The following is a 13,828-nucleotide window of genomic DNA, read 5'->3' on the forward strand; positions in this document are numbered from 1 at the left end:
AACCTAGCTGAACAAGCCCTGCAGGAACCAGCGCGGGTTCGGCACCTCCCGCTCAAACAGGCCCTCGCGATACAGCCAGAAACGCCGCCCTTCGCTGTCTTCCACACGGAAATAGTCCCGCGTGGGCTGGGGCCCCTGCCACCACGGCGGCGCAATGCGCTCTGGCCCCTCCGATCGGGCAACCTCGTAGAGCGCTTTGCGCCAGCGAAACCGCAAGGGCGGGCCTTCCGGCACCATGGCCACGGCCTCCACCGGCTCCGGGCGGGCCAGCAACCGCAACGGCCGCTCGAGGGATGTGTTGTCCCATAAGAGATGCTCATCCGGCCAAAAGATCGCGTCTTCTCGCACGGTAGCAGCTGGCACCAGCGCTGCACGTTTTTCCGGCATGTGGCTGTCGCCGGGAAGAAACCGCGCCACCCGCGCAATGCCGAGCCGGGCGCCAAGACGGTCTACCAGCTGCGCCAAATCCTCATCTTCGTCTCGCGCTCCGCTTAGGTCCAACTGGCCGGGGGTGCAGGACTGGGCCTCAAGCACACTCAGACGCACAAGGTCATAGCCAAACCCGGCATCCAGCTCATCGCCAACAGACTTCAGCTTCTCCCTGAAAAGACGCAGAATGAAGGAAGGCTCGCGGATGGGCCCACTGGTGCCCACCATCAAGCGGTTAACGACACCATCAACGCGGAAAAGCGCCACTTCAAACGCACGGCCGCCTTGTCCCCGATCTTCCAGTTGAGCCTTGATGTGATCGCCAAGTGCCAAGATGATGGCCTCCACATCCTCCTGCCGGGAGATTGGCTCAAAGAACCGACGCTCCGCAACCAGCGCCGGGATGTGCAGCCGCGGAGAGATCGGCTCCCCCTCAAGGCCTAGAGCCTGATCGAGTCGGCGCACCAATTCCCCGCCAAAGCGGCTGGCAAGAGGAGCGCGAGGCCGGTCCAGCACATCTACAATGCGTTTCAGGCCGACCTTGTTGAGCGCGGCAACACAGTTTTCTTCAAGGCGCAGCAGGGAGAGCGACATAGGCTCCAGAACGTCGCGCTGGCCACCCGGCGCGATGACCCCGCCCTTGGCGCGGGCACACGCCCAAGCAGCCCCAACCGTGTCCGCCACGCTGGCGCGAACGGTAAAGCCTTGCGCAGAAAGGCGCGTCACACAATCTTCCAGAAGCGCTTCTTCACCCTCAAACAGATGGGCGCAGCCTGTAATGTCCAGCAGAAGACCATCATCTCCACTCAGCGCCACAAGGGGGGTATAGCGATCGCACCAATCTGCCAGAGCGGCAAGCAGCGCTTCATCTGCTTCGGGAATTTCTTCTTCTGTGCGCAAGTGAGGGACACGGGCACAGGCATCGCTCAGCCCCTCGCCCAACGCTATGCCCGCCTTGCGCGCAGGCGCATTAATGCAGATCAGACGGTGCGCATTGCGGCGCTTGCCATAAACGGCAAGGGGTTCAACCGCGTCGCCGGAGCGCCACGACCTGCCCCGATCCCTGCGGCAGATGCGGTCTGTGGCCAGCTCGGGGAACCATAGACACAGGATGCGTTGCTTCAGGCGCCGGGGTGCCAAGGGAAGTCCCGCATTCAGGGCGGGAGATGCGTTTAAACCGTTGCTCTGCATGGTTCCACTCCAGTTCACAGGAACCGAGCCGCCCGTCCCGGTTCTTTTCCAGTTCCACGTGCCAACACGGTGCCGCCATCAAGGCACGTGCAGGAACAAATGCTCCCTTGTTTCGCAGACCCACCGCTTCAGACCGCAGTGGCGTCACCCGCCAGCGGGTCATGGCTGCGCTGACCGCAGCCTGACCGCTGTGCCGCATCAAGAACACAGGCACCCCGGACCGCTCTGAACGCAACGCCAACCGGCGCGTTGCTGTCAGGTCCAACGATTTGAAATCCCCTTGCATCTCGCCCACAACCACGCTCAGAGCCCGGCATTGGCTGCCCTCCTCCAGCGCCCACAAAACCTCTTCAACCCGATGCGGGGCAACAATCAAAAGCCGCGCCGGATCAAGACCAAACTGCAAAAAGCCCTGCGCACTGGGCAGGCCTGCCTCGCGCTGCACCATCTCATCCAGCACCCACAGAACCATGCCGTCGCGCTTCTTCAGACACAGGATCGCCAAAGCGGCTACAAAGCCGGTCAGCGCTCCGCTCTGGCGCACTTCAGTTGATGTGAATTCATGTAAGGTACCCAGCTTGAAACCATGCTGTGCGGAGAGCTGGTCCAGCTCTTCAACGCCCAGACACAAACGGTGCCGGCTCTGACCTGCAGGCGCTACACACACACCCGCGGCCCCTTCAACCTCAGAACCGGAAGGGGTATGAGTTGGCTCCTGCATAATCGAGGCGGCGGGTGCAGGAGCCAAACTCATCTGCGATTCCTGAGGGAGGCGTCCTTCCAGAACCGCGAGGCGGCGGCGCAAGACTTCAATTTCTGCCGTTCGAGAGCTCATCGAATCTCGCCGTATTCGCTATTTGTTCTTGTAATGTTCTTATATTGATTCCGCGAGAACACTCGAGAGTCAAGCGCTCATTTACCCCCAGTTTTTATGGGCAACCAAAATTCAGCGCCGCAACGCAAAAACACGAAGCAAAAGAGCAGCATGCCCGGCGCGCAGATCGAGCGCTTCATTGATTAAAATATTAATCTTTGCACCCCAACATCTTTTGACCCGCCAAATCCCAGGGAGCTCTTCTTGCGAATCCTTCTCGCCCCACTGGCTGAAAAGATGCTGCCAAACCGCCTGCATGCCTTGCTGCCCTATGCCGCCAAGGTTGACAGCGCGATATGGGGCACGGATGACCAAGCGGCGGCAAACCGGGGCGCGTTGATTGTCTTTTTCATTCGTGTGGCAAGCGCGGCCTTGGCCTATGCACTGCAGGTGTTCTTGGCACGTTTCCTCGGCGGCACCGAATACGGTATTTTCGTCACCGTGTGGACCTTGCTGATCATTTTCAGCTTGTTCTCCTGCTTCGGGTTCTCAAACTCCGTGTTGCGTTTCATCCCGGAATACGAGGCCAGCCAAGACCACGGCCGACTGAACGGATTGCTCTACACCGCCAAGACAGTCGGCTTTGCAAGCGCAACCCTGATCGCAGGGCTTGGCGCGCTGCTGACCTGGGCACTCTCAGACGTGCTGGACAATCACTTCGTGCTGCCATTGCTTCTGATGGCGATTTGTCTGCCCATCACGGTTTATTCCCGCGTATTGGAGGGCATTGCCCGCGCCTATGATTGGCAACTGGTGGCCATGATGCCGATTTTCATCTGGCGCCCCCTGCTGATCATCCTTGCCATGGTCTCAGCCTGGTTTTTGGGCTTTGCAGCAACAGCCACAACCGCCTGCCTGAGTGTTATCTTCTCCGCTTGGGCTGTCGCAGCGCTGCAAACGCTCATGATGCACAAACGGCTGAAAAGCAAGGTGACCAAGGCACCAAAGGTGTTCGAGTTCAAATACTGGCTGCTGATTTCCGGTCCGATGTTGCTCGTGGATGGGTTCTTTCAGCTCATCACCAGCGCCGATGTGTTGATGGTGGGCTACTGGCTTGATCCGCATCAGGTGGGCATCTATTTCGCGGCATCCCGCACGCTGGCACTTCTGCACTTCGTTTTCTACGCCGTACGCTCGGTAAGCGCCGCCCGGCTCTCACGGCTTTATCACAGCGGCAATACCCATGGGCTGCATGCCTACACCCGCACCGCAGCGCAGATGACATTCTATCCCACGCTGCTTTTGGGCATTCTTTTGGTGCCCGTTGCGCCCCTTCTGCTCAGCCTGTTCGGCTCAGACTTCACAGAGGGCCTGCCAGCGCTCTACATCCTGATCCTCGGCGTCCTTGCGCGCGCCTCCCTTGGACCGGCAGATGCGCTGCTCATCATGTCAGGCAACCAAATGCGATGCGCATGGATCTATGCTTTTGTATTTGCCGTGAACGTTGCTTTGAATGTCCTTCTCATTCCTCAGCTGGGTTTGATGGGCGCAGCGCTCTCGACAACCCTCGCTATTTTCACAGAAGCTGCCCTCGTCTACAGCGTAACGCTCAAACGCCTCGGCGTGCGCCCGTTCTTTCTCGCCCAATCTGCCAGCCCGGCTGCGATTTCATGAAGCAATCCGCGCTCACCGTAACCATCTATGACCAGACCAACTGGCAGGAGGTCGAGGCAGAGTGGGCCGCGCTGACGCAAGAAGCCATAGAGCCCAATCCCTTTTTCGGCCCCGCGTTCATAAAGGCCTATCAGCGTCATATGACAAAAGTCCGCCTGAAGCTGATCATGGCACGAGAGACGGGGAGTGGCCGCGCACTGGCCACGCTGCCAGTTCTGATGAAAGGCCCGCTGCCACTGCTTAAGGTGCCGCAGGGCCTTGCAGGCGACTATGGTCCACTCGGAACCTTGCTGTTGGCACCTGATGCCCCAAAAGAGGCGCTGGAACAGGTGATTGAAACCGCGTTGCAGCTCTCGCCTTGGAATATGCTGGTACTGCCATTCCACAGCAATGGAGGCCTCGTGCAAGCGCAACTGAAAGAAGTTGCAAAGACCAAGGGCTGGCAAGTCGCGCGCAGCAAAGAGACGGACCGCGCCTTTCAACGAGGTGGAGAGGCGGGATTCGAGGCACTACAGCAGGCGCTTGCGTCCAAATCTGGCAAGCGCATCCAACGCTATGGGCGGCAATTGGAAAAACAGGGAGAGCTTGCCTTTTCTGCCAGCTCAACCGCTGAAGAAGCTCTCGAAGGGCTGGAGGCCTTTCTGGACCTTGAGCAGAAAGGTTGGAAAGGGCACCAAGGCTCCGCTCTCATACAGCGCTCAAACGCCCTCGCCTTTACGCGAGAGATGTTCGCGCAGGCAGCGCAAAACGAACAGGCCCGCGTTGACCAAATGACGCTGGCCGGCGAGCCCGTTGCCATCAAGCTCTGGCTGGCGGCAGGTAAGCGATGGTTTGGATGGAAAACCGCTTTCAACGAAGCCTACAGCAAGGTTTCTCCAGGGACACAGCTTCTGTTCTACAGCAGCGCCGTCAATTTGCGCGATCCGGGCTTCAATGGCGCGGATTCGCTGACCTCAACTGACAATCGCATGGCCAACGTGGTGTGGCAGGACCGGTTTGAGCACGCGACGTTGACCATTGGATCAGGTCTGCGCTTTACCTTTGCCAAAGCGGTGCTTACTCAAGCAAGCCTCGCAAGACAATATGCCATCGCCAAGATCAAAGGCCTACTTGGCAAACGATAAAAGCAAAAAAGGGCACCCAGTACTCTGAGTGCCCTTCTGTAAACTCTAGCGGTTTGGAAAAGCTTAACTTTCCAGCGCAGCCTCAACACGTGCCGCAACCTCTTCCGGCACCCATGGCACCCAGATGTCGCGGTTGGTCTTCAAGAACTCAATGGCCGCATCGTCAGTGGTGCCACCCGTGTCTTGCATGTAAGCCAAAGCTTTAGACACAATCGCGTTGGTGGTTTCATAGTTGGTCAGGAACTCAACCAGCTGCGGAGCCTGTTCAGCAAACTCTGAGTTTGCGTAGACGTGAACCTTGGACAGTGGGTAAGCGACAGCTTCCTTCACCTTGGTCGGGTCGGTTTCTTCGGAAAGCTGATCCCAGATTTCCTGATCGAAGGCAGGCTCTTCCAGGATCACAAGATCGTCGATAACCTTACCGAGCACCCAAGTTGGACCCCAGTAGTAGAACAAGATTGGCTGTTTGCGCTTCACATTGGCTTCAATCGCTGCAGACAGAGCCGCACCTGTACCTGGGCGGAAGTTGACGAAGTCTTCAGTCAGACCATAAGCATTCAGCTTCTTGGTGTTGATGACCTCACAGCCCCAACCTGCGATACAGTTGTAGAAACGACCTTTGCCAGGCTCTTCTGGATCCTCAAAAACATCCTTGAACTTTTGAAGGTCCTGAACGGACTTGAGGCCCTTGGCTGGTGCGTCATCCCCTTCCACGAGGTACTTCGGCACAAACCAAGCCTGAAGTGCGTCAGGGAAGTTGATGCCAAGGTCGACGAAGTCGCCGTTTTCTTGGCCTTTCTGCAACGCTTCAGTCACGTTGTCGGGCCAGATCTCCATGGTCACATCAACGTCACCACGGGCCATGCCGTTCAGCAGGGGAATGGTGGAGCCGGGAATGACATCCGTTTCACATCCGTAGCCGTGCTCCATGATGTAGCTGGCAAGAGACGTGTGGAACGCGTTGGAATCCCAATCGAGACCTGCGAACACAACTGGACGATCGATTTCGCATTGCGCTTCAGAAGCGGCGCTCGAACCAATGGACAGCGGCAACGCAATTGCAGCAGCAGCAAGCGTGAGTGTAGCTCTAATCAAGAGAAATCTCCGGTACACGAGGTTATAGTCATCCATCTCCCGTTATCAAATAAAAGGAGAGACGAACTCGTTCAATTCGGGCCGGGACCCGAGTTTAATATGGACTCTCAAAAGACGTCAAAGTCCGCAAGAGCCCGATTCAGCAGACGTGATAATAGTCACAATTTTATCATTGTCAACTTTTAGGCTAACTGGTCTTTGGTATGAAGATATTCATACTTTTTGCAGTTTCAATAAATACTTATGGTTTGTATAAATATACATATCTAATTTACAGATTTACATAATAAATCTACAGCAGAAAAATCATGAAAAGTACTACCTGATTTCTTCGAAGTAGTTCTTGTATGCGCGCCAAGCAAAACGCGGGCACCGCATCAATGGCCCAGCCCTGTCCGCGTTTTCGACGAATAAGCTGGGTGCCTCAGACAAGTCGAGGAAGCATAGTAAAAAAATAAAGCCCGCTCACGCGGGCTTAGAAGCACTGGTTGATTTTTATAGGTTTCTCTGAGTTTCAGTGGGAAATCAATTCCAGTCCCTTCAGAGACACGCTGCAAGGCAGCCAATACCTATCAAAATCTATGATAGATACATCAATCAGAGGCCGCAATCATGCTCCAGAACACCTTGTACTTGGAAGACGGGGCGTAAGCGGTGGCAATCCCTATGCGGGTGATATCAGGATCGAGCATGACCGCCTGATGCTTTGGGGAGTCCCGCCACCCGGAGAAAGCTTCTGCCCAACGTCGATAGCCCGCACTGGTGTTCTCCACTGCATAGGTATCGCCCTCCCCGATCTGGCTCATACGCCGCGCAAGCGCCTCCCCCTCCCGGCCGGACACATTCGAGCCTCCGGAAACAGCCAAGTCCTTTGCCTTGGCCTCAGCCAAAGAGGTGAGTTTGGCGTCAACGCGCACTGGACCAAGACCATGCTGCTCACGGTAACCGGAAATCATTTGCGCCGCCACCTGCTGGTCAATCATCGCATCTGATGCTTCCAGACTGCGATAATAGGCAGGTTCGTCAGGCGCTATCGCGCAAGCTCCCAAAACCATCGACATAGCCGCGAACAAAGCCGGCAGCTTCCAGTTCAATTTCCGCATTCTATTCCCCTGCAGAGCGTAGTGGGCAAACCCTAGCCACCAATACGGCGGATCTGGGGAGACACAACGACAAAACAGAAAAAGGCCGGAAACTTCCGGCCTTTTCCCTCAACTATTCTGGTGGCAATCATCAAGAAGCGCGCTTGACGCTTTCACCAGAGGTTTTCTTTTCTTCCGCTTCGGCACCTGAGGCGGAATCATCCTTTTCAGCCGCATCACTTTCTACTTCCTCCTCTTCCGGAGGCGTTAGAATGCTGCCAACCTCTTCGTTGCTGAGAACGCCCTTAAAATGACCGGACTCATCAACGACTGGCACCGGATAATCGCTTTCCAGCGTTGCTGGCAGCGCCTCTTCAATGGTGCTTTCCAGATCGACACTGCCGCTGTCATCAGCAAACTCGTAGAGCGAAGGATTATCACCTGGCTTGGCAATCTCCTCCTCAAGCGCTTCCTGAGTCACCACGCCACGGAACTCTTTGTTCTCGACAACGTAGCCAAACTCTTCACCCTTGCGGCGCATATCAGCCAGAGCGCGCTCCATGTTGTCATGCGTAATGCGCCACTCTGGCGGCTGCATAACGGTGTCAACTGTCAGAACGCGAGCACGGTTCACATCGCGCACAAAGGCACGAACGTAGTCATCAGCTGGCTGCAACAGAATTTCTGGCGGCGTACCCACCTGAGACAGCTTGCCATCCTTCAGGATCGCAATCTTGTCACCAATGCGCAGTGCTTCATCCAGATCGTGCGTAATGAAGACGATGGTCTTGTGCAGCTTCTCCTGAAGCTCCACCAGCTGGTCCTGCATCTGGGAGCGGATCAGTGGATCAAGGGCAGAGAACGCTTCATCCATCAGGAGAACGTCAGCATCCGTAGCCAACGCACGGGCCAGACCCACACGCTGCTGCATGCCACCAGAAAGCTGGCTTGGATACTGGTCCTCAAAACCGGCCAGACCCACAGCTTCAATCCACTCACGCGCCTTGGTTTCACGCTGGTCGCGCTTCACACCCTGCACTTCCAGGCCATAGGCAACGTTCTGAACAACAGTACGGTGAGGCAAAAGGCCAAAGCGCTGGAACACCATGCTCATCTTGTGGCGACGGAAGTCTTCGAGCTCCTTCCGGTTCAAAGACATTACATCCGTGCCATCAACGATGATCTGGCCGTCAGTTGGATCGATCAAGCGGTTGAAGTGACGGATCATGGTGGACTTACCAGAACCGGAAAGCCCCATGATCACGAAGATCTCGCCCTTGCCGATGGACAGGGATACGTTGTCAAGACCAAGCGTATGTCCGGTTTCGGCAAGAAGCTCTTCCTTGCCCATGCCAGCCTTGACCTTGCTGAGCATCTCCGCAGAGCGCGGACCAAAGATCTTGGTAATGTTTTTGACTTGAATTTTTACCATGATGCTTCTCCTATCCGTTCACTTTGCGATAGGCCTGCATGCGCTGACCTGCGGACTGCGTGATACGGTCGAAGAGAATTGCAAGGATAACGATGGCGATACCACCAACAAGGCCCTGACCAGAGTCGTTTCTTTGCAGCCCCAGCAGCACGGTTTCACCCACACCACGGGCACCAATCATGGATGCGATCACGACCATCGCGAGCGCCATCATCATTGTCTGGTTTACACCTTGCATGATGGAAGGCAGCGCCAACGGGATCTGCACCCCTTTCAACACCTGCCAGCGGGTAGCGCCGAACGCGCGGCTGGCCTCAACCACTTCTGAATCAACCATTCGGATACCGAGGTCGGTCAGACGGATCAGAGGCGGCGCAGCGTAAATTACGGTCGCCAGAATTGCGGGCACTTTACCAAGGCCAAACAGCATGGCCGCTGGAATGAGGTACACAAAGCTTGGAATCGTCTGCATAAGGTCGAGCACGGGGTTCAAACCGGCGCGGAAGCGCTCGGACCGTGACGCCAATACACCTGCCGGAATGCCAATCATCACAGAAAGAGCAACCGAGACCAGCATGATAGCGATGGTCTGCATGGCCTGCTCCCACAGCCCCAACGCGCCTACCAGCCACATAGCAACAACCATTCCGATGGTCAGTCCAATGCGGCGGCTGGCAGCGTAGGTAAGCAACGCAACGCACAGCAAGACAACAACAGGATCGGCGGAGCGCAAGAAACGCTCGAGCTGAACCAAGAAGAACAGGATGAAGTTCGAGAAGGCCTCAAAGCCGTCTCCGTAATTTATGACCAAATAGTCTACAAAATTGTTGGTCGCAACACGTATGGGTCTTCCGATATCTGGGAATAGGACGGAGTCCATAATTTCCTCTCACAGTTATTAATAGAAGAGCACGGGTCAGCCCGTGCTCCGCGCACTCAGGGCCGCAGCCAACTACTGCTTCAAAGCAGCATCGACGTTTGCGGCAACATCCTCAGGAACCCATGCAGTCCACAGGCCCCTATTCTGCTTAAGAAACTCAATCGCGGCATCATCAGTGGTGCCACCCGTGTCCTGCATGTAGGCCAGGGCGCCAGACACAATTGCGCTGCTTGTCTCATAAGCTGTCAAAAACTCCACGAGGTCGGGTGCCTCCTTGGAGAACTCGGTATTCACGTAAACATGAGCCGGATTTAGCGGATAAGCGGTGGCTTCAGTGACCTTGGTTGGGTCGTTTTCATCCGTCACGGCCTGCCAGATTGCTTCATCAAAAGCGGGTTCTTCCAGCTCGACGACCTGATCACCAATCTTGCCCATTACCCACGTCGGCCCCCAGTAGAAGAAGACGATTGGGCGCTCGCGCTTGATGTTTGACTCAATGGCAGCAGCAAGTGCTGCGCCTGTGCCAGGGCGAAAGTTAACGAAATGGTCGTTTAGTTGATAAGCATTGAGCTTCTTGGTGTTGTAAACCTCACAAGCCCATCCTGCGATACAGTTGTAGAACCGCCCTTTTCCCGGCTCTTCCGGGTCTTCAAACAGATGCTTGTACTTCGGCAGGTCGAAAACGGTTTTCAAACCTTTCGCAGGCGCATCGTCGCCCTCAACCATGTACTTGGGAACATACCAAGCCTGCTTTGCGTCCGGGAAGTTGATGCCGAGATCAACAAAGTCCCCGCGCTCCTGTCCCTTTGTCAGGGCCTCGGAAACGTTTTTCGGCCAAATCTCCATGGTGATGTCGACATCGCCCCGGGCCATGCCGTTAACGAGCGGAATGCTGGACCCTGGGATGATATCGGTCTCACAGCCATACCCATGTTCGATAATGTAGCCCGCTACAGAATTATGAAATGCGTTTGAATCCCAATCGAGACCCGCAAATACCACAGGGCGCTCTACTTCACAGGTGCGTTCAGCAGCAACACCCGAACCCGCCGAGAACGGCAGGGCTAACACCAATGCGGCAAATACAGCATTTACCTTTGACAACAGACCTAACTCCAATAGGAGGTTACGCACTCCATGCACCAACCTCGAAAATCCCCTGGTGCCCAAAAAAGGTCACCTATTCGTTGCACAGCACCTGAGGTGCATGCTTGTCATTGTACGCGGCACAAGCAGACCTCCCAAAGCAGAGACCCAAACAAGTGTGCGAACAGGGCGTCTCATCCCCTGACAGCCCTAACTCTACCACACCTGAGGGGGTAGCCCTCAGGTGAAATCCTTTCAAAGTTGTCGTCTAGAGCGCCGCATCAACCCGCGTAGCTACGTCCTCTGGAACCCAACCTGTCCATAGTTCTTTGTTCTTGCGAAGAAAATCAGCTGCTGCATCGTCAGATGAACCGCCCGTTTCCTGCATGTATGCAAGTGCTTCAGAAACAATTGCGCTGTTCGTATCGTACGCAGTCAGGAACGCGCTCAGCTTCGGCGCAGCCTCGTTGAACTCCGTGTTCACGAAGATGTGGGCAGCAGACATCGGATATTCCGTCGCCTCAGTCACCTGAGACGGGTCGCTCTCTTCTGTCACGCTCTGCCAAATGGCCTCGTCAAAAGCTGGCTCTTCCAGCGCAACCACTTGATCGCCAACCTTGCCCATGACCCATGTCGGGCCCCAGTAGTAAAACAGGATCGGCTTTTCGCGCAGAATGTTGGATTCAATGGCGGAGGCCAAGGCCGCGCCTGTACCACTGCGGAAGTTTACAAAATCATCCGTCAGCCCATAGGCATGCAGCTTCTTGGTATTGAACACCTCACAAACCCAGCCTGCAATGCAGTTATAGAACCGGCCTTTGCCAGGCTCTTCTGGGTCCGTAAACACCTCTTTGTACTTGGGCAGGTCGTAGACGGACTTCAGTCCCTTGGCTGGAGCATCTTCGCCTTCAACCAGATATTTTGGCACATACCACGCCTGTGTCGCATCCGGGAAGTTTACGCCAAGATCAACAAACGCGTTCGCGTCCAGCCCCTTCTGCAGCGCATCAGAAACGTTGGTTGGCCAGATTTCCATGTGTACGTCAACATCGCCGCGAGCCAACCCGTTAATCAACGGAATGTTTGAACCCGGAATGATGTCGGTCTCACACCCGTATCCATTTTCCAGGATGAAGCTGGCAACCGAATTGTGAAAAGCGCTGGAGTCCCAATCAAGCCCAGCAAATACAACCGGGCGATCAATCTCACAAACTGGCTCCGCGGCAACTGCAATCGATCCACTGACCGGCACAGCAAAAGCTAAGGCGGCAATCGCAACATTGAATTTTCGCAAGAGATACTCTCCCATAAACGGGGATGCAAGGATACCGGCGTTTCCAAATAGTGTGCCGGTATTAGCTACACAGACTGAGCCAACGCCCACGACAAATTGCATCGGACAAATAGACCTTTTGCGGCCGAGTTCACCCAACGACGGCCGAGAGCATAGTTTATGTTATCGATATGTCAAGGTATAACATCAGAGCAACATGAAGGACCTCAGCCCAGGCCAGTTAATACATTGCTACTACACCCCACATCACTACGATATACTGCAATAGAATTGGAAATACTGATTTAAGATGCCTTTAAACGAAACCTTCAAGTCATCGCATCGTAAACCGCACCACAACATCTAGCTTTAGTTGACGGCAGACAGCCTTCTTCCCCCAACCACGGAGGTGTATCTAAGGCACGCGGTTTCCCTTAGAAGGGCCTCGTAGTAAAATCTTAGTCGGCGATCGCATCTTCAAATGTGCGCAGACCCGGGCGAGGAGAGTTTACCAACACGGCCATGTTGCCCGGCATGTGCTGGTTCTTCCACATTTTGGTGTGCGCCTTGGGAATATCTTCCCAACTGAAAACTTCACTCATGCAGGGGTCTATGCGCCGGTCGATCACAAACTGGTTCGCCTCGCTGGCTTGCTTGAGGTGAGCAAAGTGCGAGCCTTGAATGCGCTTTTGGCGCATCCAGACATATCTGGCGTCGAAGGTGAGGTTGAAACCAGTGGTGCCGGCGCAAAACACCACCATGCCGCCCCGCTTGACCACCATTGTAGATACTGGAAATGTCATCTCGCCGGGGTGTTCAAAGACCAGGTCTACGTCGTTGCCTTTGCCGGTTACAGCCCAGATGGCTTTGCCAAAACGGCGGGCTTCGCTCTGCCAGTTTTCAAAGTCCTCAGAGTTCACCGTTGGCAAACGCCCCCAGCAATCAAAGTTCTTTCGGTTGATCACCGCACGGGCCCCAAGCGACATGACGTAGTCGCGCTTGTCTTCGTCAGAAATGATGCCGATGGGATTTGCGCCCGCAGCAGCCGCAAGCTGAACACCGAACACACCAAGACCGCCTGAAGCACCCCAAATGAGTACATTCTGCCCCGGCTTCAGAATATGCGGCGCATGGCCGAACAACATCCGATAGGCCGTCGCAAGTGTGAGTGTGTAGCAAGCAGATTCCTCCCAGGTCAGGTGACGCGGTCGATCCATAAGCTGCTGAGCCTGCACCCGCGTGAACTGCGCAAACGAACCATCCGGTGTCTCATACCCCCAAATCCGCTGACTGGCGGAAAACATGGGATCGCCTCCATTGCAATCCTCATCATCGCCATCATCCTGATTGCAGTGCACGACCACTTCATCGCCCACTTTCCAGCGGCGCACCTTGGAGCCAACAGCCCAGACAATGCCTGCTGCATCCGATCCGGCCACATGGTAAGGCATCTGATGGCCGTCCAACGGCGACATGGGTTCACCCAGCGAAGCCCAGATACCGTTGTAGTTGACGCCAGCCGCCATCACGAGAACAAGCACTTCATGGCTGTCCAGTTTCCATGTAGGGATCACCTCTTTCACCATGGCGTCTTCAGGCGCACCATGCCGCTCCTTGCGGATGGTCCAGGCGTACATGTTCTTGGGAACGTGGCCGAGAGGCGGTATCTCACCAATCTCATAGAGGTCTTTGAGTTCCCCTGCAGCCTCATCAAGGCTCGCAGGATCGACATTCGCAATTGAACTCAT

The 13,828-nt window shown here is 55.5% G+C and carries 10 protein-coding genes and 1 pseudogene; 2 read left to right on the forward strand and 9 right to left on the reverse strand.

Going from position 1 to position 13,828, the window contains the following annotated elements; translation table 11 throughout:
• Nucleotides 1–3: 3 nt before the first annotated feature.
• Both Q3Y58_RS15275 and Q3Y58_RS15280 read right to left on the reverse strand, forming a co-directional pair.
• On the reverse strand, nucleotides 4–1,569 hold the full coding sequence (locus tag Q3Y58_RS15275; protein WP_319622825.1) for a Y-family DNA polymerase: 1,566 nt from the start codon (nucleotides 1,567–1,569) through the stop codon (nucleotides 4–6).
• On the reverse strand, nucleotides 1,454–2,455 hold the full coding sequence (locus Q3Y58_RS15280) for an ImuA family protein (protein WP_319622826.1): 1,002 nt from the start codon (nucleotides 2,453–2,455) through the stop codon (nucleotides 1,454–1,456). The genes Q3Y58_RS15275 and Q3Y58_RS15280 overlap by 116 nt, the downstream gene beginning before the upstream one ends.
• A 243-nt stretch (nucleotides 2,456–2,698) precedes the next feature.
• On the opposite strand from Q3Y58_RS15280, the gene Q3Y58_RS15285 reads away from it, so the two are divergent.
• Together Q3Y58_RS15285 and Q3Y58_RS15290 are read left to right on the forward strand one after the other, a co-directional pair.
• Nucleotides 2,699–4,108 carry a lipopolysaccharide biosynthesis protein gene (locus Q3Y58_RS15285; protein WP_274217515.1) on the forward strand — a complete coding sequence of 470 codons (1,410 nt, stop codon included), beginning with the start codon at nucleotides 2,699–2,701 and terminating at the stop codon, nucleotides 4,106–4,108.
• A complete protein-coding gene (locus Q3Y58_RS15290; protein ID WP_319622827.1) occupies nucleotides 4,105–5,232 on the forward strand; it encodes a GNAT family N-acetyltransferase in 1,128 nt (375 codons plus the stop codon). Before Q3Y58_RS15285 ends, Q3Y58_RS15290 begins: the two co-directional genes overlap by 4 nt.
• Nucleotides 5,233–5,295: 63 nt before the next feature.
• Here the strand turns inward: Q3Y58_RS15290 and Q3Y58_RS15295 are convergent, their stop codons facing one another.
• From Q3Y58_RS15295 to ccrA, 7 genes and pseudogenes are all read right to left on the reverse strand, one after another.
• The gene (locus tag Q3Y58_RS15295) at nucleotides 5,296–6,327 is read right to left on the reverse strand and encodes an ABC transporter substrate-binding protein (RefSeq protein WP_319622828.1); all 1,032 of its coding nucleotides are present in this window, start codon (nucleotides 6,325–6,327) and stop codon (nucleotides 5,296–5,298) included.
• Between the two features lie 593 nt (nucleotides 6,328–6,920).
• Entirely contained in the window at nucleotides 6,921–7,430 is a 510-nt protein-coding gene (locus Q3Y58_RS15300) for a CAP domain-containing protein (RefSeq protein WP_319622829.1), read from the reverse strand.
• A gap of 271 nt (nucleotides 7,431–7,701) precedes the next feature.
• Nucleotides 7,702–8,841, reverse strand: a pseudogene (locus Q3Y58_RS15305) (quaternary amine ABC transporter ATP-binding protein); the annotation flags it as partial.
• A gap of 10 nt (nucleotides 8,842–8,851) precedes the next feature.
• Nucleotides 8,852–9,721, reverse strand: coding sequence for an ABC transporter permease (locus tag Q3Y58_RS15310; protein WP_274217520.1), 870 nt, complete (start codon nucleotides 9,719–9,721; stop codon nucleotides 8,852–8,854).
• 72 nt (nucleotides 9,722–9,793) lie between these two features.
• On the reverse strand, nucleotides 9,794–10,825 hold the full coding sequence (locus Q3Y58_RS15315; RefSeq protein ID WP_319622831.1) for an ABC transporter substrate-binding protein: 1,032 nt from the start codon (nucleotides 10,823–10,825) through the stop codon (nucleotides 9,794–9,796).
• Between the two features lie 250 nt (nucleotides 10,826–11,075).
• A complete protein-coding gene (locus tag Q3Y58_RS15320; protein ID WP_319622832.1) occupies nucleotides 11,076–12,101 on the reverse strand; it encodes an ABC transporter substrate-binding protein in 1,026 nt (341 codons plus the stop codon).
• Nucleotides 12,102–12,538: 437 nt separating this feature from the next.
• Entirely contained in the window at nucleotides 12,539–13,828 is a 1,290-nt protein-coding gene (gene ccrA, locus Q3Y58_RS15325) for a crotonyl-CoA carboxylase/reductase (RefSeq protein ID WP_319622833.1), read from the reverse strand.

The sequence above is a fragment of the Nesiotobacter zosterae genome (assembly GCF_033843645.1).
Lineage (GTDB): Bacteria > Pseudomonadota > Alphaproteobacteria > Rhizobiales > Stappiaceae > Pseudovibrio > Pseudovibrio zosterae.